General features: G+C 38.2%; 20 protein-coding genes and 1 other annotated feature. Of the genes, 16 read left to right on the top strand and 4 right to left on the bottom strand.

All coding sequences use genetic code 11. The features are described from left to right. Positions 1-139: 139 nt before the first annotated feature. From G8782_RS15375 to zwf, 3 genes are all read right to left on the bottom strand, one after another. A complete protein-coding gene (locus G8782_RS15375) occupies positions 140-736 on the bottom strand; it encodes a GNAT family N-acetyltransferase (RefSeq protein ID WP_172372791.1) in 597 nt (198 codons plus the stop codon). Positions 737-1,133: 397 nt separating this feature from the next. After that, positions 1,134-1,475 carry a zinc ribbon domain-containing protein YjdM gene (locus G8782_RS15370; RefSeq protein ID WP_172372789.1) on the bottom strand — a complete coding sequence of 114 codons (342 nt, stop codon included), beginning with the start codon at positions 1,473-1,475 and terminating at the stop codon, positions 1,134-1,136. 25 nt (positions 1,476-1,500) lie between these two features. After that, complete coding sequence (zwf, locus tag G8782_RS15365) at positions 1,501-2,952, bottom strand: glucose-6-phosphate dehydrogenase (protein ID WP_172372886.1); 1,452 nt, start codon at positions 2,950-2,952, stop codon at positions 1,501-1,503. Between the two features lie 337 nt (positions 2,953-3,289). Here zwf and G8782_RS15360 point away from each other — a divergent pair, with 337 nt between their 5' ends. From G8782_RS15360 to proS, 3 genes are all read left to right on the top strand, one after another. Next, on the top strand, positions 3,290-3,907 hold the full coding sequence (locus tag G8782_RS15360) for a cyclase family protein (RefSeq protein WP_172372787.1): 618 nt from the start codon (positions 3,290-3,292) through the stop codon (positions 3,905-3,907). Positions 3,908-4,102: 195 nt separating this feature from the next. After that, a complete protein-coding gene (locus tag G8782_RS15355; RefSeq protein WP_172372785.1) occupies positions 4,103-4,603 on the top strand; it encodes a DUF3231 family protein in 501 nt (166 codons plus the stop codon). Between the two features lie 29 nt (positions 4,604-4,632). Next, positions 4,633-4,844: a binding site (T-box leader), on the top strand. Positions 4,845-4,889: 45 nt separating this feature from the next. After that, positions 4,890-6,326, top strand: a complete 1,437-nt coding sequence (gene proS / locus G8782_RS15350) for a proline--tRNA ligase (RefSeq protein WP_172372783.1) — start codon at positions 4,890-4,892, stop codon at positions 6,324-6,326. Positions 6,327-6,490: 164 nt separating this feature from the next. On the opposite strand, the gene G8782_RS15345 is transcribed toward proS, so the two are convergent. Then, positions 6,491-7,678 carry an alanyl-tRNA editing protein gene (locus G8782_RS15345; protein ID WP_172372781.1) on the bottom strand — a complete coding sequence of 396 codons (1,188 nt, stop codon included), beginning with the start codon at positions 7,676-7,678 and terminating at the stop codon, positions 6,491-6,493. Positions 7,679-8,168: 490 nt separating this feature from the next. On the opposite strand from G8782_RS15345, the gene G8782_RS15340 reads away from it, so the two are divergent. From G8782_RS15340 to G8782_RS15280, 13 genes are all read left to right on the top strand, one after another. Continuing rightward, positions 8,169-8,465 (top strand): WXG100 family type VII secretion target, encoded by a 297-nt coding sequence (locus G8782_RS15340; protein WP_172372779.1) that lies wholly within the window; start codon positions 8,169-8,171, stop codon positions 8,463-8,465. A gap of 137 nt (positions 8,466-8,602) precedes the next feature. Further along, positions 8,603-12,046 (top strand): type VII secretion protein EsaA, encoded by a 3,444-nt coding sequence (gene esaA / locus G8782_RS15335; RefSeq protein ID WP_172372777.1) that lies wholly within the window; start codon positions 8,603-8,605, stop codon positions 12,044-12,046. After that, positions 12,021-12,521, top strand: a complete 501-nt coding sequence (gene essA / locus G8782_RS15330; RefSeq protein ID WP_172372775.1) for a type VII secretion protein EssA — start codon at positions 12,021-12,023, stop codon at positions 12,519-12,521. The genes esaA and essA overlap by 26 nt, the downstream gene beginning before the upstream one ends. 13 nt (positions 12,522-12,534) lie before the next feature. Further along, the gene (locus G8782_RS15325) at positions 12,535-12,786 is read left to right on the top strand and encodes an EsaB/YukD family protein (RefSeq protein WP_172372773.1); all 252 of its coding nucleotides are present in this window, start codon (positions 12,535-12,537) and stop codon (positions 12,784-12,786) included. A 30-nt stretch (positions 12,787-12,816) separates the two neighbouring features. Beyond that, positions 12,817-14,100, top strand: coding sequence for a type VII secretion protein EssB (essB, locus tag G8782_RS15320; protein ID WP_172372771.1), 1,284 nt, complete (start codon positions 12,817-12,819; stop codon positions 14,098-14,100). Between the two features lie 30 nt (positions 14,101-14,130). Continuing rightward, the gene (gene essC, locus G8782_RS15315; protein ID WP_172372769.1) at positions 14,131-18,582 is read left to right on the top strand and encodes a type VII secretion protein EssC; all 4,452 of its coding nucleotides are present in this window, start codon (positions 14,131-14,133) and stop codon (positions 18,580-18,582) included. Positions 18,583-18,598: 16 nt separating this feature from the next. Further along, positions 18,599-19,012 (top strand): YwqH-like family protein, encoded by a 414-nt coding sequence (locus tag G8782_RS15310; RefSeq protein WP_172372767.1) that lies wholly within the window; start codon positions 18,599-18,601, stop codon positions 19,010-19,012. Positions 19,013-19,018: 6 nt separating this feature from the next. Further along, a complete protein-coding gene (locus G8782_RS15305) occupies positions 19,019-19,294 on the top strand; it encodes a TIGR04197 family type VII secretion effector (RefSeq protein ID WP_172372765.1) in 276 nt (91 codons plus the stop codon). 38 nt (positions 19,295-19,332) lie between these two features. After that, positions 19,333-20,937 (top strand): T7SS effector LXG polymorphic toxin, encoded by a 1,605-nt coding sequence (locus G8782_RS15300; protein WP_172372763.1) that lies wholly within the window; start codon positions 19,333-19,335, stop codon positions 20,935-20,937. Between the two features lie 18 nt (positions 20,938-20,955). Then, the gene (locus G8782_RS15295; RefSeq protein WP_172372761.1) at positions 20,956-21,744 is read left to right on the top strand and encodes a hypothetical protein; all 789 of its coding nucleotides are present in this window, start codon (positions 20,956-20,958) and stop codon (positions 21,742-21,744) included. A gap of 4 nt (positions 21,745-21,748) precedes the next feature. Then, positions 21,749-22,192, top strand: coding sequence for a DUF5085 family protein (locus tag G8782_RS15290; RefSeq protein ID WP_172372759.1), 444 nt, complete (start codon positions 21,749-21,751; stop codon positions 22,190-22,192). An 8-nt stretch (positions 22,193-22,200) separates the two neighbouring features. Beyond that, entirely contained in the window at positions 22,201-22,710 is a 510-nt protein-coding gene (locus G8782_RS15285) for a DUF5085 family protein (protein ID WP_172372757.1), read from the top strand. 63 nt (positions 22,711-22,773) lie between these two features. Further along, positions 22,774-23,196, top strand: a complete 423-nt coding sequence (locus G8782_RS15280; RefSeq protein WP_172372755.1) for a hypothetical protein — start codon at positions 22,774-22,776, stop codon at positions 23,194-23,196. Positions 23,197-23,271 lie beyond the last annotated feature (75 nt).

Here is a 23,271-nt window from a genome sequence, read left to right as displayed (position 1 = left end):
AAGATTCTCTTGATAGCTTCTCCACAATATAAAGGACGAAGTGTTCGCCGATGGGAATACTGAAAGTAGTGGCAAATCTAAAATTCAAATAAAAAAAACCTGCAATTGAGCTACAGGATTTTTAAGGAAATTAATCTATTTATCTAATGGGTTGCATTTGGTTCATTAATAATTGTTCGATGTGCAATTTAACCATTGGCCATTCTGGACGAATAACACTAAAGATAACAGTGTTTCGAGGCGTGCCGTCTTTACGCACCATATGATCACGTAAAATGCCTTCTTGTGTGGCACCAATCCGAGCAATTGCATTTCTCGAGCGTTCGTTTCTTTCATCCGCTTGGATCTGAATACGGTTAAGATTAAGCTCTTCGAAGCAATATTTCATTAATAAATACTTGCAATTTGAATTGATCGGGCTTCTCCAATAAGCGGGGGAGAGCCATGAAAAACCAATTTCAATGCGATTGTGATAAGGGTCGGGATTCATGAGTTTCGTACTGCCGATAACGCGATTTGTCTTATTGTCAATAATGACAAATGGATGTTCCTTGCCTAATTCTTGATTTAATAATGATTGTTCAACGAATCTTGCAGCATCTTCACGGCTTTGAATCGTTACCACCAAATGCGTCCATATTTCACTGTAATTACCTGCTTCGAAAATGGCATCGATATCAGTAAGTTGCATGGATCTAATTGTAACAATGTCATTCACAAGCTCAATATTTTTCATCACAGGACCCCTTTTTTTTTAGTATTTTTTTATCTATCCCCAATTTTGTGACCCTGCAAACATAGAGGGAAACATGGGCTTAATCAAACGACATCAACAAATTATTTTGTTGTATATTATTGTGATTTCCTTTTATGTAATGTAATTATAAGGTGAATCGTCACAAAAATGAAGTGAAACTTTGCTAAAATTAAATAATTTTTTTTCGTCAAATTTAAATGTAATTGTTCAACGATATGAACGGCTTTTCCTTAAGTCCTTAATGCGGATTTTGCCTCTATTACCACGTAGAAAACTTGACAGAGGCGAGAAATGAATGAGCTATTTCGCGTATCGAAAACAGTCAAATAAAATGAGTCTTGCAGATGTTGCTATCTGCAAGACTCATTTTTGGTTCTTATAGTTTTTTCACAAATTCAGTTTTCAACTGCATCGCACCGATTCCATCAATTTTACAATTTATATCATGGTCTTCATCGACTAGTTGGATGTCTTTAACCTTTGTACCTTTTTTCACGACAAACGAACTGCCTTTTACTTTAAGGTCTTTGATGACTGTGACGGAATCCCCATCGTTTAAAATGTTTCCATGCGCGTCTTTGTAAACTTTTTGCTCTTCAATCTGTTCAGATTCCGATTCTAACGTCCACTCATGCGCACATTCAGGGCAAACAAATAGATTCCCATCTTCATATGTGTATTCAGAATTACATTTTGGGCAATTTGGTAATTCATTCATAAAATTAGTCCCTCCAATTATTCAATTACCACCAATTAAATTGATCGGATTGCAATAGCTGATCCGCTGCTTCTGGCCCTGTTGAGCCCGCCGTGTAAGGATGTAAAGGCAACATATCCGCTTCGAATGCTTCAAGTAGCGGTTGAATCCATTTCCACGATAATTCAACTTCTTCCCAATGCGCAAAGAATGTTGCATTCCCGAGCATCGCATCAAATAGCAGAAGTTCGTACGCTTCTGACTGATCGTCGGAATCGGTTGTGAAGTTAATGCAAGCGGGTTCGAAACGATTACTTGAAGGATCTTTTATATTCAGCCTTAAAGAAATACCTTCGTTTGGATTAATGTTGAGTATCAATAGGTTCGGGATAGTCCCTTCATCTGGGAGCACGTCAATTTCTGTTTTTTTATTCTTAAACTCAATGACAATGCGTGTAGATTTCTTATTGAGTCGTTTCCCTGTGCGAATATAAAAAGGAATACCGCTCCAAAGAGGGTTATCAATATATAAGCGAGCTGCAAAATAAGTGTCAATATTTGAGCCAGCTTCAACGCCGGGTTCCTCTTGGTAGCCGTCAACGCGTGTGTTAAGAACGACGCCCGATTCATATTGACCGCGAACAACATCCCTGTATGCATCTTCTTTTGAGATGGGGCGAAGGGATTCGATAACTTCTATTTTTTTAAGTCCAACTTCTCTTGCTGTTATTTTCTCTGGAAGATGTAAAGCTGTCATCATGACCAATTGGAGCAGGTGGTTCTGAACCATATCGCGGATGGCTCCGGCTTGGTCATAGTAGGCGGCGCGAGTTTCAACGCCGACTGTTTCACTTGCTGTGATTTGGACATTGGCAATTTGCTTGAGATCTAATAATGAACCTAAAGCCGGATTAGCATATACTAATGATTCAAGATTTTGGACCATCGGCTTTCCGAGATAATGATCGATTCTATAAATTTCTACCTCATTAAAGGCTTCACTCAATTTCTTATTTAATTGTTGAGCTGATTTTAGATCGCTGCCAAATGGCTTTTCTACAACGAGTCGTCTCCAGCCTTTGGTTCTGTTGATTCCGTTTTTATTAAGATTTGACGTAATGACCTCGACTAGCTGAGGCGCAACAGATAAATAGAAAAGGCGGTTTCCTGGTATGCCTAACTCGGTTTCTCTGTTTTCGATGAGCTCGTGCAAAAGACGATAGGAATTCTTATCCGTCGCATCAAATGCACAGAATTGAAAATGAGCTAGAAATTCCTTTAATCCCGCTGGTTGAACATCTCTCCTCGAATAAGCTCTAAGTGATTCTTCCACTTTGGATTGGAAAAACTCGTTTGACCATTCTCTTCTTCCTAACCCGATTACAGAAAATGCGGCAGGTATTTTTCCTTCAAGAAATAAATTATATAAAGCTGGAAATAACTTGCGCTTTGCTAAATCGCCTGTAGCTCCAAATAAAACAAAAGTCAGGTCTTCCATGATCCACTTTTCTTGGACATCAGTCTGTGAATTTTTCACGTTAAATTCGTCCAATAGGCTATCGTTCTCCATATTTGATTCGCTCCTATTTTTTATAAGTCAGTATTTGTTATGCCTCGGATAATAATTAGATCAGTTCTTAGTATACTATCGTCTGTTATTATGAAAAGAAAATACAACTAACTTTTGAAATAATTTTATTTCATCACAAATCGCAAAGTTAATTCTTCATGCAATTATAGGTCAGCTAAAGTAATTTCGCTAGACAAAATTATCATGAACATGCGACCATAGTTTATAAGCGGATTTAAAAATACATAATGAATGGGTTGATAATATGAAAATGTATGATGTAACAGGTACAGTTTACGAAGGAATGACAGTTTATAAGGACAAACCAGAAAAACAACCAACATTTAATACAGTAACGAATGGGTATGTGACTGAAACTCGGGTGGAGTTGGATGTGCACACCGGAACGCATATTGACGCGCCGCGCCACATGGTTCTAGACGGCGATACGTTTGAATCGGTCCCGATGGAAAATCTGGTAGGGCAGTGTAAATTGTTCGATTTAACAGAAGTGGAAGACGGGATTTCAAAAAAAGACTTAGCGCAATTTGATATTCAAAAAGGCGACTTTGTCTTTCTGAAAACGAAAAATTCATATGAGGATGCATTTAATTTCGATTTTATTTATCTTGCCCAAGACGGAGCAGAATATCTTGCCGGGTTAGGTGTAAGAGGTGTTGGAATCGACACACTCGGAATCGAACGGAGTCAAGAGGGACATCCTACTCATAAAACATTATTTGCAGATAAAATAATTATCATTGAAGGACTTCGCTTAAAGGAAGTTGAGCAAGGGGAATACTTTATGGTTGCAGCACCATTAAAATTAACGGGTACTGATGGATCGCCCGCAAGAGTGTTGCTGTTTGAAGGATTAAAATAATCCTATTTATCGTTAACTAAACGCCAATAAGCCAATGAATTAAAGCTGTCTAGAAAATCAGTTAAGATTGATTTTCTAGACAGCTTCTTCGATTTTTCGGAAAATAAGTTAGTCAAAAACTGCATAATGAAATTTTAATAGTACATACTCTTTACGATAGAACTTTGAAAAATATCAACAGGAGGAATGTTATTTATGGGCGTTATGGAAGGAAATCCGAAAAAAGAACCGATGCATTACGGCGAAGTTATTGGAGTATGGGCATATATTGGCGCGAATAATGGTTTAATCAGCGGCTATGAGGCATTCGTTAACCACGCAGGGGATGAAGATTTAAAAAAACTTCTGCAAGAAGCGATTCAAACGATGAAATCGGAAGTGAAGGAACTCGAGAGCCTCTTGAAAGAGAATGGAATTACCCCTCCACCCTCATTACCTAGTCGGGGAACAGCGAATGCAGAAGACATTCCTACAGGAGCAAGATTTATGGATCCAGAAATTAGTGCCGCCGTGTCGATAAATGTCGGGCAAGGAATGGTGTCGATAAGTCAGGTGATGGGGCAGTGCCTGAGAGAAGATATTGCTGCGATGTTCGCCAAATATCTAAAGGACAAAATAATGTTCGGCGCGAAGCTATTGCGAATGAATAAAGATAAGGGATGGATTATCCCGCCGCCACTTCTTACTTCAAATTAGCAATTTAGTTGAACAATTGTTATAATAGTGGGAAATCTTCGACGTGGCCAAGTAAATAAGAAATGTGAAACAGAAAGTATAGCGAAAGCTGAGAGCTATATCACCGCTACTTATCGAAACCTACCACTGAGACGTTATGCCAACATAACCGAGTCGTTTTCGTTACCAAACGTTTAGAGGGCTTAACGTTAAGCTAAACTAAGGTGGTACCACGTCTATTCAGCACAAAGACGTCCTTTTATAAGGACAACTTTGTGCTTTTTATTATGAAAGGGGGAATTTAATCATGAGTCTGCAAAAAAAGGATTTTTCGAAATGGTATATCGACACGATTCAAAAGGCTGATTTAATGGATTACACGCCAGTTCGTGGGTGTATTGCCTTTAAACCGGATGGCTATGAAATTTGGGAACATATTCAAGCAGAAATGGATCGACGTTTTAAAGAAACGGGGCATCGCAATGCGTATTTTCCGATGTTAATTCCGGAATCGTTCTTTGAAAAAGAAAAAGATCATATCGAAGGATTTTCGCCGGAGCTTCCTTGGGTTACGGAGGCGGCCGGGGAGAAGTTAGAAGAACGTTTAGCGTTACGACCAACTTCCGAAACGATGATCGGGCATCTCTATTCGGATTGGATCAAAAGCTATCGTGATTTACCTGTTCTTATAAACCAATGGGCAAACGTTTTCCGTTGGGAAAAGAAAACACTTCCTTTCATTCGCACCTCTGAGTTCTTATGGCAAGAAGGACATACCGCGCATGCGGATGAAGAAGAAGCACGCGAAGAAACAATGCAAATGTTGAACATTTATAAAGAAGTGGTGGAGGAGCTCCTGGCAATACCGGTTTACGATGGACAAAAAACCCCTTCTGAACGATTTGCTGGCGCGATTGATACATTTTCGATTGAAGCGATGATGAAGGATGGGAAAGCAGTTCAAGCGGGTACATCACATTATTTAGGCACAAAATTTGCGGAAGCCTTTGATATTAAATATTTAACGAAAGAAAACAAGCATGAATTCGTTCATACAACTTCTTGGGGAACATCTACTCGTTTAATCGGTTCGGTCATTATGACGCATGGTGACGAACAAGGCCTTGTCTTGCCGCCGCGGATTGCGCCGACACAAGTGGTTTTAATACCAGTCGGGCCATGGAAGAAAAATCCTGCAATCATGGAAAAGTTAGATGAAGTTTTTGCTGAATTAAAAGAACGAGTAATTCGCGTACGTTTAGATGATTCCGATCAATCCCCGGGCTACAAATTCAATGAGTGGGAGTTGAAAGGTGTTCCGGTTCGAGTCGAATTGGGTCCGCGTGATCTGGAAAAAAACGAAGCGCTTATTAAAGCGCGTGATGAAGAAGAGAAAGTTGCAGTTGCGCTGCCTACAATCGCGGATTGCGTTGAAGGCGCACTGAATACAATGCAAACGCGTTTACTTGAAAAAGCACGCGCATTCCGTGAAAACCATTCCCATACGCATGTCGATTCACTCGAACAATTGGCGAAACATATTGCGGAGTATGCAGAAAAAGGGGAAATCCCTGGATGGGTTCTCGCGGGTTGGTGCGGAGAAGATGCTTGCGAAGAAAAAGTGAAAGACGAAACGAAATTCACAACACGCAATATTCCATTCAATCCACCGACGACGAAATCAGCTTGCATTAATTGTGGAAAAGAGTCGAAACACACTGTTTGGTTTGCGCGTGCTTATTAATGATGAAAAAAATGCTCCTCTCTAAAAAATCGAGAGGAGTATTTTTATTATCCATTATATTTAATCAATGAACCTATGAAATAGATAGCTTTTTGCTGTAAGAAATATTTCTTTTGCTTCCATACTTACGATATATAAGAAGTATGCAGGCTCATTGTTTACGTTCAACCCAATGAATCTTCCATGACCTTCAGCAATTCAGTTCCTGTCATAATGCGTTGTCCTCCACCTTGTACGAATGCATCGTTTCCGCCGCCTTTACCGTCAATGAGGGGAAGTGCTGTAATCGAAACTTGTTTCATGCTTTTTTCTACCGAAGACCCACGGGCTGCGACAAACTGTAAACGATCTTCGCTTTCCGCTACTAGGAGTACGATGACATCCTCCGCTTCCGCCACAAGCAATCGGGCCAATTTCTGTAGTTGCTGAATGGTCCGCCCAGAATACAAGGCCTTCACGATACCCTGATTTCTAATATGTAATAAATCTTTTGCTTCGAAAGTCAATAACTGTTCTTCTTTCTCATTCAACGACTTTACTAGCGCATGATTCGTCTCGAGCAATTTTTGAGTAGCTTCAATTACACCATCTTCAGGCACACTAAGTAATTTTGACGTTTCCGATAATATATGGTTTTTCTGATGCAATTGTTGTAACACCCGATCGCCGCAGACAAAATGGACACGAATTTTCCCGCGATGTTTTTCTGTCGCTAAAATCTTGATACCGCCAACTTGTCCGGTTGAACTCGGATGGGTCCCTCCGCAGCCGTTATAGTCAAAACCAGGAATAATAACAAGACGGATTTCACCTGTTACTGCCAATTTCTTGCGGAGCGAGTATTGTTCTAGCTCATCTTCAGTTACCCACTTTGTTTCAATCACTCGATTCTCTAAAATAATGTCATTTGCTAATTTTTCAACTGCATGTAGCTGTTCTGGAGAAACATCCTCCGTATCCAAATCAATCGTCAAAACTTCTCTTCCTAAATGAAAGCTTATAGTCGGAAATCCGTATAGCTCGACAAATGCGGCAGATAGAATATGTTGTCCTGCATGTTGTTGCATATGATCAAAACGACGCTTCCAATTAATAACACCCTTAACTTCGACGTCCGTACCAAGACTTTCCGCCAAGATATGACGAATTTCACCGTCTATATCCTCCACATTTAGTACCTGGACACCGTTCAAAGTTCCCGTGTCATACGGCTGACCTCCACCGGTTGGATAAAAAGCGGTGTTTTCCAGCACAACGTAAATATTCCCTTCCAAATCATGTGATTCTTCAATCACGCGGGTGTTAAAAGTTTTATGATATGGGTCTAAATAATAAAGGCGCTCTCTTAACATGATGGCAACTCCTATCGATAATTCCCTCTATTTTACCATTACTAATAAATGAAATGGAGAAAAGTTGTACTTGTATTTTTTCTTGCAAATTGAACATGTTGTATCCAACAAAACAATATCATTGAACGCTAATCAAATTTATATTTTTCGAGAAAAAAGCTGTTGAGCTAACAGTATTATTGTGAGTAAAGGTCCATGCGCAAAGTAGTGAGTCAGCATCCTTTAATTTGTCGTAAATGATTCTTTGTTACCAATAATAATAAAAAAAACACTCTTTTAATTTAATTATTGAAATTAATGTTAATTATTTGATGAAGCCCAAAATCTCAAATTGAAATTATTGGAACTAAAGTGCTTTTTGTTAGTTTTAATCTGAATGGTGTTGACGCTAGTAAATTTATCATATACTATAGTGGTGAATATTGGAATTGTGATAATTGTGAAAAGTTTATAAAGGTCTAATGAGAAATTCAAAAAGGAGATGGGAAACATGTCAGGACAAATTCGCATGAGTCCAGCGGAATTAGCGGACAAAGCAAAACGTTACGGACGCAGTGGGGACCAAATTGATCAAATCTTAAAGGATTTAACAAGCCTGCAAAGTGATTTAAGAAGTCAGTGGGAAGGTAAGGCATTTACTCAGTTTGAAGCTCAGTTTGATGAACTATCCCCTAAGGTGCAAAACTTCTCTCAACTTATGCGTGAAATTGAAGCGCAATTAACGAAGACAGCAGATGCAGTAGCTCGACAAGACGAAGAATTATCGCGTAACTTCGGGCTACGCTAAGTATAATTTAAAAATATATGAAAATCTAGAGGTAATTAACAAAGAATGTCTAACAATGAGCCACGCAACTATTGTTGTGTGGCTCTTGTTCATGATAAATCCAAAGAAAAAGAAGAATAAGCGGGGGTAAATTGCGAATGAAAAAAATAGAGAGTAAGGTTTTGTTGTTCTTAAGTTTGATACTTGTCCTCTCTGGCGGGATTACATATTTAGCTCTACACCAATCTTCTGCCGGTAAAAATGACGACGAAGTCTTGAAAATGACCGTCGCAATTGTAAATGAAGATCAGGGGGCAATGTTCGACGGAACAAAAGTCGATTTCGGACATGAATTCATTAAAAGCATTGAAAGTGACCCTACACATGATTGGTATGTCGTGAGTCGGGGGGTTGCTGAAAATGGTTTTGAGAACAGTGCCTATAACATGATGATAGTAATTCCAAAAGACTTCTCTGAAAAGGCATTATCCATTGATGATGAGTTTCCTGAGAAAATCAATTTAAACTATAAAATTAACGCAACTGGAAATAAAGATGTTGTTGCGGAAGCAGAAAAAACGGCAAGTGCCATTTTAGGAGACTTCAATCGTCGAATTATTGACGTTTATTTTGCTAGTGTCATTGGGAACTTGCAAGAAGCACAAGACAATATTAGTACAATTGTGAAAAAAGAAGCAGTCTATACGAACACTTATAAAAACGCGGTTCATAGTCCTCTTATGCAATACACATCTCAATTTGAAAACATTCAAGATAATACACAAGTATCAAAAGACAGTTTCGATGGTCTAAAAGAAATTTTACTTGCATTTGAAGAAGCTTTACAGGATGACGTCTCTACAAAGAATGACTATTTAACTGGTTTTAATGATTTAGCGAAAATGCACGAACTAAACACGGTTACATTAAAAGACTTTTCAAACCAGCTTAGCAGCTTAGACAGCGGCATGCATAATCATGAGCTCCTTCAACAACTGAAAAACTTGGAACTCACGAATAAGGCGATTTATGATGAATTCCAAGAAAGAAAAGCAGGCAACGATAATCCTACAATACTTTCAGAAGCTTCCGCGATTCAAGAGTATTTTAAAATGACAAATGAAATGTTAAGTGGTTTTAATGCGGATTTACAGGAAACGCTCGATTCCGAGTTAAATGAAAAAGTAGCGGGGCGTTTAAAAGATGCCTTTAAGAAATCCTTTGAAGGAAAAGATAGAAATTTAATTAAACTATTTGAGCAACCAGATAATAATATTCATGGAATTATAAAAAAACAAATTGCAAAATTGCCAACGCTGAATCCCGGGGACCTTGAGGGACTAAGTTTATCGGAAACTAGCATCACACAATTGAATAATGTCATTGCTGTTACTGGCAAATATCAAGAGAAATTTGTTGATAAAGATTCACACATTCAACCCAAAAATAGTGTGCCATTAGCCAAACAAATAAACGACATCAAAAAACGGCTATCGGATAAGGGGATAGAAGTAACGGACTCGGTTCGAATAGAAGCAACCAAAAAGTGGGGCCAAGAATTTACATTAGCAATCCCTGAAGAGTATGAAGTTACTGGCGTATTTTTACAGTTACCAGGTAAAAAAGAACGTAATTATACGAGAGCTTATAAAAAATATAACAAAATTAGGCTAGAGGCTACCTCAGCGGGGAAATTCGATGTTCTAGTCATTCTTAAACTAACGGATGCGGGCAGTAACATTGTTGATGTTTTCCAACCCGTTAAGTGGAGTTGGAAGCTGCACCAAAAGGATATTGAAGAGATGGGAAATATTGATTTACCAGACCCTGTTCCTGTTGAACCTATAGATCCGATAAAACCGGATAATTCTGAGGTGTCAAACAAAGATGCTGGTAACCAAATCGAAGACGATGAAAATTTAGAGGCACCAGCAAATTCAGCTGTTGAAGACATTCAAAGTACCGATGCTGAAGACGTAGCTAGCCCAATCGTTGGAGAAAGCGATACTGAACCAATAGAGCCCGTAGAAACCGAGCCAAATCCAGAACCAGAACCAGAACCAGAACCAGAACCAGAACCAAAAGAACCAAAAACCATTACAAACAACATCATCACGAACAAAATCATGTCATCACTTATGGAGAATGACAGTGATGCTACCGAAGAAGTTATTGGCGCTACTGCAGATACTATTAGGGAATATCAAAAAATGCTAATGTTGTATGATGTTTATTTTGGTCTTGAAATGGAAAGTTCACAACTGATTCAGCAATTGGAAGATAAGGGATTAGAGGAGCTAGCAACAAAGAAAAATTCATCACTTTATTATTTATTCAATAAAAAAGACATTGTTGAAATACTTACAGATTACGTAGTAGGAAATATAAATGGTCACATCACAGCACAAGTCCGTGAACAAGTCGAGGGTCTGCAAAGCGGTATAAACGAGTACAGAGGCCTCGTATCGGATGCCGATAAACATTCGGAACAGATGGCAGCTATTTTAACAGACACGACAGAACAGGCGCATGTCATGAATGGCGCGTTGGAAAAAACGCTCGACGAATTGATGAAATGGCGTGAAGCAAGTATTGCGTTGCTTAAAGAACAAGAAGCCATTGCTTCAAATGAAAACGAAGAGCAGGCGACGCTTATTTCTTTAGATGGTCAGTTCTCGTCATTATTAGCTGGAAGCCAGTCGCTAGCAGAACAGGCAAAAGGAAATCTGCAGTCTGCGGATGGCGTATACCAAACCTTTGACACGATTGATAGCCAAGCAAAACTTATTCAAGAGAGCGGGACGACATTGGTCTCCCAAGCTGATACATTGGCTACGAATATGACAGATAAGTTGATCGAGAATCAGAGTTTCGCAGATAATTTTGCGGGAGTATTAGAAAACAGTCGAATTGGGGAAAGGCCGAACGAAAATCTTTATAGCTTCTTGTCCAACCCGGTTCAATCAAAAAATGCCGGTGTTATTTCCACCGGGAATACGCTGCCGCCATATTTCTTAGTCTTAATTTGCTTCATCGTATCGTTATTTACTGCGTATGCAATCTCGACGAACGATAGAAAACGTATGCAAAAGGATTCATTTGAAGAAGAGAAAACATTAATTGGCGAGAATACGCCAATCACATTGATTACAGCGAGTATTGGTCTAGTTGAGGGATTAGTCATAGGAATTGTATCAGGAAATTTATTAAATATAGCACCAGCCAAGTTTTTATTATGGGTGGCGTTGACCGTATTAACGATGCTCGTGATGCTTCTAATTTCAACTTATTTATTAAGACAATTAAAAATGATTGGTATGTTCGTGCTCTTAGTTATGTTGAGTTTGTATTTATTCTCAACAGAAGCACTCGGATCCGACTTTGATAAGTTATCACTCGCATCAACAATCCGGAAGTATTCACCACTGCAATATATCGAATCGCTTTTAACTGGTTTTGCTAAAGGCGTTGCAGATCATCAGGGGATTATTTTTGTGATTATTGGTTTAGCTTTATTGGCGCTAGCCGCTAACTTACTCGTTGTGCACCGCTCTAGAAAGGAAGAGGGGATTAAGGATGAGGGGATTACTGAAGCACTGTAGTATTTTCATTGTTTTATCAATCGGATTCCTCCTAATGGTGCCTTTTCAAGCTTCGGCGGAGGATACAACCAATCCTACCGGGAAATTGCGTTTGAAAACAGAACGTATCGGCAAAGATGGAAAGTCGAATACGCAGGTGGATAAAAAGACGGAACTTGAAAATAGTCTTCCTCACTTATTTAAAGAAGAAACACAAGCGGTCATTAAAGAAAAGCAAAAAGAATTTGATCAGGAAGCTGATGACTTAAAGCAAATGCTTTTTTTAACAGCGCCAGAGCATGATATAACGATGAAAGAAACAATGAAAACATTATTTGCGAGTGATTACACGGTTCCCAAAGCATCGGTTGCCAATTACGACATAAATGAAAGTGATGGCGGAATAATGGGCAACACATTGTTTTCTTCGTTAATCGGGATGGTCGCTCTCATATGTGGCGGGTTATTTGCTGTCATGAGAAAAATGGTGGAGTGAAAGGGAGTTAATCATGCCAAACGATACGCATATTAATGTGACTGTTGATTTTGGCAATTGGGGCGAGCCGGAATACGATTTACGTATTCCGGTGCACCAACCAATCAAACAGTTATTGATGAATTTAGTCGAAACGCTAAAGCTAGACCCTGCACGAGCCTCGCTATGTGCTATTAAAATACCGACAAAAAACTTACTATTAACGGATGATGATCGGTTATTAGACTATCAAGTGACGGACGGCGATATATTAATCGTGTTATAACTACCTAATTTTCATGAAGGGGTTTTGGAGATGAACGAAAAAACAATTGAACTTGAGTCAATGACTTATCAGTTTGAAATAGAAAAAGACTGTTGGAAGTTGCGTCTCGCGAAATCACAGACGTCTATTAAGGATTTTCGACAACTAGCTCTTATTACTGAACGAACAGATTTTTTTGTGCCTGCTGCAGTTAAGGAAGAACATGATTTATATGTTTTTTCGTTTACAGTAAATGAAAAAATGAAGAAGTGGACAGATATAAAAAAACTAGGGCGCAACGACAAATTACGCGCATTATGCAACGTGGCTAGATTTCAAGAATGTCTGCCAACGCGAACGACATTTTTTCTTCACCCAGACAATCTAGTATTTAATGATAATCTTATTCCCTCTATTGTTTATCGGGGCATTCGCGATTTAGTGCCGCCCTATACAAATGACTCTTCAAAGTTTCTTCATCAGTATAAATGTCTAGCGATTGCACTCTTTTCAAAAAAGTATAGCTTTGACGAACTGTACAATGGCTCAATAAACAATGCGAAAGAAACCGAATTTGAGCGTAAGATCGGCGAAATCACAGATGTTTCCGCACTTATAAAATTTTTAGAAGTAAATTATGAAAATGAACAAAAGGCAACTGAACGTACGATGCAGCTCGTGCCGAAAAAACAGTTTCGTTTATTTAAGCAACTTTCAATGATGATGATTGTATTGTCGGTCATACTTGCCGCTCCGCTCGCTTATTTCAGCTTTGTAAAAATGCCGTATCAAAACAAACTATTAGCTGCGCATCACGATTTTCTCGCATCGGATTACGCAAAAGTAATTAGTGATTTGGAAGGACAAAAAGCTGAGAAGTTACCAAACTCTACAAAATACATACTTGCTTACTCATACATTGATGCAGAGGTATTGGATCCTGCTCAAAAGTCAGTCATCATGAAAAATATTAGCCTGAAAAGCGACAGTAGTTATTTATTGTATTGGATTTACAATGGCCGCGGAAAACTTGAAGAATCGACGGATTTAGCGAAGTACATGGATGATCCAGTCCTGATTTTATATGGCCTTATCAAACAAATCGAGCAAGTAAACAATAATCCGAAATTAACGGGCTCGGAGCGTGAAGAGCAAGTTAAATCATTAAGAGAGCAACTTGAAAATTACAAAGAGCAATATAATTTGCTGCCAGAAGATGACTTAACAAATCCTGATTCTGACTATGAACCAGGTAAGGCGGAGCAGGGTGGCGTTGAAGAAAAAACTGAACCTGAAAAGCCCGAAACAGACGATGCAGATCCGACAGATGAGTAATGATTGATGTGCTTGAGGAGGAAGAACGAGATGGCGCAACACATACTAATGCTTAACTATAAAAAAGAACTTCATAAAATCCAACTGCCATCAGGCGAATTAAAGTCGGCGACAGTTGGCAGTAATTGGTCCGACACTGTGACCTTTTTAGATATAGAAACCCAAATTCCGATAAAATGGGACGGGGAATCTTGTCTTATCGGGAAAGAATTATTGAAGCCAGATACCCAGGTAACGCAAAATGTTTCAGATCATGCTATGAATTTCTATTTGCTCGAAGCAAATGACTGGGCAATTTATGATGTTGCCTCGACCTATAGTTTGACGTTCGGTCCGAATGACTACGATGAAGTGAAAATCGAAAACACCACAGCCGATTTTTTATTCAGTCGTACACATCTTGAAGAAGCGTATGAACTAAAAGTATTCAGTGGGCAAGTGTATCATAACTACTCCCTTGTAACTGGGAGTGTCATGCTTGAACCGGGCGACCAACTTTATGTTGATGGTGTACTGATTAAAATCGGAAGAGATGACATACAATTTCTTGCAGACAAAAATCGTGTGACAACAAAATTGGCGCGACTGATGGAAAAAGCGAACGAATTTGGTGAGGATTATCCCGATTATCATCGCTCTCCGCGGATAATATACCGTGAACCAGAAGAAAAACTTGTAATCGCGAATCCGTCCAGCAAGCCATCCAAACCGAGCGAACAGCTTGGACGTGTAATTGTCCCGCCGCTGGTTATGATCGCTGCAATGATACTCGTTTCATTTTTTAGGGCGAATGGAATTTATATTCTCGTTATGCTTTCGATGACGGTCGTAACGGTCATTTATTCAATAACGTCCTATGTGAAAAGTGTGAAACAGTACCGTATCGATACAAAAGAACGCGATGTTAAATACCGTGAATATTTAAAGACAAAAACAAAGGAGTTATACAGCGCAAGTGAAGAGCAACGCCACGCTTTAAACTATCACTATCCTGAAATCGAAAAAATACGCGATATGGCATTAAATGTCGATGCGCGTACGTATGAAAAGACAATGTTTCATCATGATTTCTTAACGTATCGTGTTGGTTTGGGCCAAGTCGATTCGAGTTTTGAACTCGATTTTAGCGAAGAGGAATTTACGTTAGATAAAGACGAATTAGTGGATGCGGCACGCGATCTTCGTTCGCAATATTTGAGATTAGTTGATGTTCCCATCGTGACTGATTTAGTAAATGGTCCGGTTGGTTATATCGGCCAACGCAGTCTCGTATTGGAACAATTACAGTTACTTGTTATGCAAACCGCGTTATTCCATAGTTACCACGACCTGCAATTCATCACGATTTTTCCGGAAGAAGAGAAGGCGGAATGGGATTGGATGCGATGGTTGCCACATGCAAGCATTCAAGCGATTAATGTTCGCGGATTTGTTTACCATGAACGTTCGCGTGATCAGGTACTAAACTCGTTCTATCAAATTCTAAAAGAACGAAAACAAGCCATTGATGATAAAGGTAATAAAAACGAAAAAATGTATTTTTCTCCCCATTACGTTGTCTTGATCACAGATGAAAAAATGATTTTAGATCATATCGTAATGGAGTTTTTCAATAAAGATCCAAGTGAACTCGGTGTTTCACTTGTGTTTGTTCAAGAAGTCATGCAATCACTGCCAGAGCATGTTAAGACAGTCATCGATATTCGGGATGCGAAAAATGGAAATATCATTCTCGAACAAGCGGAGCTTGTAAACCGTAACTTTACACTCGATCATTTTCCAAAGGGTTTCAATAAAGAAGATGTTTCGCGGGCACTAGCACCGTTAAACCACTTACAAAGCTTGAAAAACTCGATTCCAGAAAGTGTAACTTTTCTTGAAATGTACGGTGTGGAAAAAGTAGAAGAACTTGGAATTTCAGCGCGTTGGGCGAAAAATGAAACGTATAAAAGCTTAGCTGTTCCATTAGGTTTACGCGGAAAAGCCGATATCGTGAACTTGAATTTACATGAAAAAGCCCATGGTCCGCATGGATTAGTTGCGGGTACGACTGGTTCCGGTAAATCAGAAATCATTCAAAGTTATATTATTTCTTTAGCAGTCAATTTCCACCCTTATGAAGTCGGCTTTTTACTAATTGACTATAAAGGAGGCGGAATGGCGAACTTATTTAAAGATTTACCGCATTTAATGGGAACAATCACGAACTTGGACGGCGCGCAATCGATGCGTGCACTCGCCTCTATCAAAGCGGAATTGCAAAAGCGTCAACGCCTATTTGGCGAACATGACGTCAATCATATCAATCAATACCAAAAGCTCTTTAAACAAGGCGAAGCTAGCGAACCGATGCCTCATTTATTTTTAATCTCCGATGAATTCGCCGAACTTAAATCAGAGCAACCGGATTTCATGAAAGAACTTGTTTCAACAGCACGTATTGGTCGTTCACTAGGGATTCACTTAATTCTAGCAACGCAAAAACCAAGCGGCGTCGTCGATGACCAAATTTGGTCGAACTCGAAGTTTAAACTAGCACTCAAAGTTCAAGACGCGAGCGACTCCAATGAAATACTGAAAACACCCGATGCAGCAGAAATTACACTGCCGGGCCGCGCCTATTTACAAGTCGGGAATAACGAAATCTATGAACTTTTTCAAAGCGCATGGAGCGGTGCGGATTATATTCCCGAAAAAGAAGACCAAGAGTTAGTAGATAGCACTGTTTATGCGATTAATGATTTGGGTCAATATGATATTTTGTCAGAAGACTTAAGCGGTCTAGGCGGAAAAGAGGAAATACAAAAAATTCCGACCGAACTTGATGCGGTTATTGATTACGTGCATCAATATACGATTCAGCAAGGGATTGAGCAACTGGCAAGACCTTGGTTACCGCCGCTACCAGAACGGATATTTGCACAAGACTTGCATCCAGTTGATTTTAAGAAAGCTTGGAAAGAACCGAAAAAAGCATTGAAAGCAACCATTGGACTTTTAGATCAACCGGAATTACAGGCGCAAAATCCATTAATGCTTGATTTAACTAAAGACGGTCATATGGCGGTGTTTTCTAGTCCAGGATACGGGAAATCAACGTTTCTACAAACGGTAGTGATGGATTTGGCAAAGCAACATAATCCAGCGCAATTGCATGTGTATCTATTGGATTTTGGTACGAATGGGTTATTGCCATTAAAAAACCTGCCGCATATTGCAGATACAATAATGATTGATGAAATGGTGAAAATAGGGAAACTAATTCGCATTCTGGAACGTATATTAAAAGAACGCAAACAAAAGTTAAGCGAATACGGCGTTGCAAACTTAGATATGTATGAAAAAGCAAGCGGGCAAAGTGTGCCAACTATCGTCATTGTTCTAGATAATTATGATGCTGTTCGCGAGGCCGACTTTGTGGATGAATTCGAAAGACTAATCACCCAAATCGCTCGTGAAGGCGGAAGTGTCGGCGTGCATCTACTTATTAGTGCGGGACGACAAAATGCGATGAGAATACCGCTTCTTTCAAATATTAAAGTTCAAATCCCACTGTATTTAATCGATCCAACAGAAGCACGCTCTATTGTCGGCAGAACGGAATTGCAAATCGAAGAAATCGCCGGCCGCGGCTTGGTGAATATGGAACAACCAACTGTATTTCAGGCAGTATTGCCAGAAGCGGGCGAAGAAGCTTTGGAAACGATTGAAAACATACAAAAATTGGCGAAGGAAATGGATACCCATTGGAAAGGGGATAAACCAATACGAGTACCGATGATGCCTGAAATTATCCAGTTTGAAGAGTTCAAACGTAATCGGACAGTTCAACGATTAATTGATAATAATTACTTGCCGCTTGGCTATGATTATGAAGATGTAGAAGGTTTAGGTTTTGATTTAAATAAAACTGATCATCTCCTAGTGTATTCAAATCAAGCTGACCGTCTAATCCAATTCAAGAAAGCCTTTGCATCAGGTTTGGACATGATTGAAAACAAACAAGTCGTATTTATCGACGACTCGGAACTTTCACTGACGGACTATAAAGATTACGCGGATATGTATTTGGCGGACGGAAGTAATATTAATCAGTTTGTCAGTAATATTGTAAATCCACCCGAGGGTGAAGAAGATAATGAAGGTTTGGATGTTGTTGTTGTCATTGCAGACTGTAGAGACTTTTCAAATACGTTAACATTACCTGATGATGAAATTGAACAAATATTATCCAAAGGCAGACGTCGTGGCATACAATTCATTATTTTCGGACAGCACGACTATATCTCGAATAATTATGATGATTTCCCGAAAAGTTGTCGCACGACTATTTCTTCTGGCGTTGTTCTAATGAAGTTAACCGATCAAAGTATATTAGGCAATGAGTATATCAGAAATGAAAAGGAACCGGAAAAGGACGGAGCGTATCTATATTCTGAAGGTAAGCACGTTAGGTTCAAGTTTGCTAGCCAATTTAATTAAAAAGTGGTGATAAAAGATGACTAAAACGGAGCTTATTAATAGAAGATGGGGATATCGAAATCAGAGGTCCCAAAAACAATTACAAGCAGATGCCCTCGAAAGAAAGTTGGAACGCTTAAAGAAAGCAAAGGTTGAATTTGTCGGCATTATTGATGACTCCAATAATTATAAGAAAAAAATAACGAATCTTGAAATTGATCCTGGATTATGGCAAGGGGAAACGGAAAAAACTTATAAAAGTGACCACCAAAACGCTATGGAAAAGTCAATCAGCAGCTATATAGTACATTTGAAGAAAGTAGAAGATGGAATAGATAACGAGATTGAGCGGTTAACAACCCAGTTAATTAACTGTCAAAGCGACATTGCCCATCTGAATGCGAGTATTGCAAATATTACTATGACAATTAATTCATTGAAAGAAGAGTGATGCTGAATGGGTAAGGTTTCGATTAATAAAGTTGTTTTTGATTCGGTGGTAAACGACATCAAATCTGCGGCTGCCGATTTGAAAGGACTGAAAATAAGTGATAAATCGCTGGAAAAGACTGATTTACAAAGCATCAAACAACAGTTAGAAGTAATAAAGGATTTTCAAAAAGTAATGGATTCATATATTGAGTTGTTAGAAATAGATTTGGAAAAATTAACAACAGTAGGTAATGAGATGGTGACACAAGACGAGCAACTAGGATCAGCATTACTAAAATGATTGGTTGTTAAATCAGGGAAGGGAGTTGTAATAATTCAATGAAAATAGCAATCGTAGAATTAATAGATATTCAAACAAAATTGCATGAAGAACTCAAAATGATAACTGCCAAACTACAGATTGTTAAAAGTAAAACAAACGACATTAATAAACTAGCGTCATTTCAAGGGAAAACAGCTACTGCGGCTAAAGCATATTTTCAATCGGTCCATGTTAATTCTTTGGATGAGTTAGAACAAACGATTAACCGTTTACGGAAGAATTATGACAAGGTCCTTATCGAATTTGCAAATACTATAGACAACTCTTCCACGGCAGTCATTACTGATGATTACTTGAATCAACTAAATAAAAATGTAGTAACAATACAGAATGGTATATTGGATACACATGAAGAAGGAAAACAAGTGATTCAAAATGTATCAGATATCGTTCCGTTGCCAAATCCAAACATTACGAGTTTCAAAAAGAGTGTAGATACTTCACAAAAGTATGTTACTAGTGTTAATAAAAAGTTGAACGAATTTGATAAAAGTGCATTAAAAATAATTGAAGATAGTCAAGAAGCGGTGGGACAAATCCAATCTAAAATAGGTGTGCAAACATTGAACCGTTTAATGGGAATTCACTCATATGCCGACCAAATTAATTTGATTCAACGGAATAACAATGAAATAAATGAATTGTCATTGGATTCTGAAGGCGATTCGAAAAAACAATCAAAAGGAATATACCTGGGAGCGGGCTTGTTCCTAGATTTTATGACTAATATCGATTCAGAAAACTATTTGAAGTTACCTAGTCAATTATATATTCATTCTAAACTAGATAAGAAAACCAGAAGTCTTTTGAAAAGTAAGGGAACGTATTTATTTACAAAAGAAGCCTATAGAATGATAAATAATAAATTATCATTCGGGATGTATAAGTACAATTCAAAAGAATTAATGAATCTATTTAAACAGCATCAAACAAAGGCGCTAAATAAAGATACGTTAAAGGGATTAACTCAAGGATGGGAACCCTATGGAACAGAACGTGGAAAACTGGCGATGAGTAAAGAGTTTGACAAATTGTATGGACTAGATAAGTATAGGGAACTACAAAAACTTACGAAGCTAGGAAAAGCAAAAACAGCAGTTACTACATTTGCCGATGAATTTGTATTAAATAAGGTTAGGGCAACAACAGAGTGGAAAAATCCGAAAGTGGCGTTTGAAAATACAAAACAAAGTGTGAAATCAGCTATAACTGATTTTAAGGCCCAGAATCCACTTGGTAAAGGTGCGAAAATTGCCGGTAAAGGTCTTGGTGTCCTCTCTTTGGGTATTATTGTTGACCAAAATATTAAGGACAATAAAGGGGATACTCAAAAGATTGTTGTAGGTACTGCTGTTGATACTGCATTTAGTGCAGGTGCAGCCGCTACAGGTGCAGCTTTTGGTTCATTTATAATACCGCCTATAGGAACAGTCGCTGGGGCTGTCGTTGGCGTGGGTGTAAATGCTCTGACGAACATTGGGTGGGGGGATCCACCAAAGAGTGTTACTGATCGAACAAAAGACTTAGTTAATAGTTCAGTGGATACTGCGCAGAAGGCTTGCAAGGAAATTGGGAAAAAGATAACAGGTTGGTTTAAATAAAAAGTTTGAGGTGTAAAAGTGCGGAAACTTACTGAAAAGGACTTTGTACTAATAAAGGAAGAGGTTTTGAAAGGCAGGCTTACCATCCAGGGAATGAGGAGGTTCCTTCTTGGTACATTTGCTTTCTCAGTTTTTCTCGTTGGATTAGCATTTGCAGTTGCTAATGCGAATACGGTAGGCTGGGATACATTATCCAATGGGTGGCATGCACTTTTTTACGTGCAGGGAATTTTACTAAGCCTCCATTTACTAATCATTCTACTTTGTTGGTCTTATAGTGCATTCAATCAAAAAGTATTAAGTGTTTCAGTTGTGGTAATTACGTATAAGGTAGCGTTTGACCCATACCTAACTATATTAATGTTTAGTAAAGATAGAGGGATTTTTGATTCTTTTGCTCCTTGGATTTTAATGATTATTGTGGGGGCTTTAATACTTCATGTGTTTTTTTTAGTGAAATGGATGAGAGATTTAAAGGCGGGAGTGTTTAATAATAGTAAATCAAAAAAACTTGCTAAATCAAGATTTATAATATTAATGCCAATCTTATTCTTATTAGTTGCATTTACGGGCGGAATCTTTAAAAGTGGGATTCTTGGAGATAGTGAACTCCTGATAATCTTGTTTATATTTGTAATTCTAACTATTTGTTTGCTATATGCAGTCTGTGAATTGATAATCGCTTGCTATTGTATTTTCCGCTTCCCATCCTTTTCCGTGAATGCACCTAAACGAAAAAATGTGCAACATGCAAATAATAAAAAGAATAAGAAAAAGAAAAAGAATAGGAATCGAAAAAGGAGGTGACAAAATGATTGTACGGGAAGAATCGTTAATTTTGAAGAATGTGATTTGTGTAGAAGAGATTATCCCGCATGAAGACTGGTTCAAACCCGCGCTGAGCTTACGTAGGAATTTGGTGAATGAGGATATTTACTATACAAGCCCGGTAGTTTTTAAAGCAGAAGAGATGGAAAATGAACCTGCCTTCGGTAAGTATACGTATTATATTGGGATCAACACGGAAGTAGAAGTAGCAAAGGATGCAGAGTTTAGACAACTAGACTTTTTAGAAATATATCCTGCCATCTATGTACGTTGCGCTGAAATAGAAGAATTGGATGAGGCATATGAATTATTGAGAAAACATGCGGAAAAGAATGATTTAGAAATAGAAGATTCTTTTTATCATGTCTGTTTTGATGTCTTCGATGGTGTAGTAATGGACATTTATGCCCGGATAAAAGGGGAGTAGATTTAGTAATGATTATGGAATATGAAACAATTATGTATAAAAATGTTGTCTGGCACACATATGAGATTCATTATAGTCAATTTCAAAGGGCGTTGGAAGACTTCAATGACAAATTGGTACGGGCAAAATTAACAGTAACAGGGCCACTGTTTTATGCATTAAACAATATTCCTTTAGATGAGATTATGGTGATTGATATTTATATGCCAGTAGAGCAATCTTATGTGCCCAAAGACATGGATTTACATTTTCAAAGCTATTTTTATATCGATCAGATGCTAATGACGAGAGTAAAAGGTAACTTTGAAGTTGATACAGAGTTTGCTTATCAAAAATTACTGCAATATGCTATTGATAATGAGTATAAGATAGTCTCCCCGATATTTCATGTAATGAGAGGGGACGACGAGATGCAGTGGGTAGAATTAAAAGCAAAAGTTTTTTCAGAAAACGATGATGAATTTTTTGAGAAGGAAGCAAGAAGCTGGGATACTTTATTAGGCATGTTTGATCAGTAATATTTTATTCGAATTAAATCAAGATAATTCAGCGTCAGATAATTATAAAATGGAGGTTTTAAAATGTTATTAAAAGAAGAACAGATTGTTAGTTATTTAAAGGAGCACGATTTATTTGATCCATCAGGTGAGAATCATACGGTTTTTGGAATAACCATGCCTTCCACATTGGACTATATTTTATTTGGTGCAGCGTCGGTTCTCTCGACGAAATATAATGTTATTAATTTATCAGATAAGGGGATTGCTATTCTAGCAATAGATAATGTTACTGGGAAAATAGTGGAGGGAGAGCATGCATTTATTCCAAAAGAACAAATTAATAAACTAGATTTGAAAAGTAAGTTAACCCACCATCGCCTTACAATTGAAACGCCAGCAGGAAACGCAGGATTTAAATTAAATAAAATAATGATAGGTGCAGGTTGGCATAAGAGAAACCTACCGAATGTTTTACAAGTAGTAGAAACAAATAGCTTTATATGAAGACATAAGTGATTCAATAGAAAATACATAAATAAGAAATGAAGATAGTTGGCAGGGGGATATGTTACCTTAATT

The sequence above is a fragment of the Sporosarcina jiandibaonis genome (assembly GCF_013184495.1).
GTDB lineage: Bacteria > Bacillota > Bacilli > Bacillales_A > Planococcaceae > Sporosarcina > Sporosarcina jiandibaonis.
Note: the sequence above shows the minus strand (reverse complement) of the source record. Positions and strands in the feature narration are given on the sequence as shown.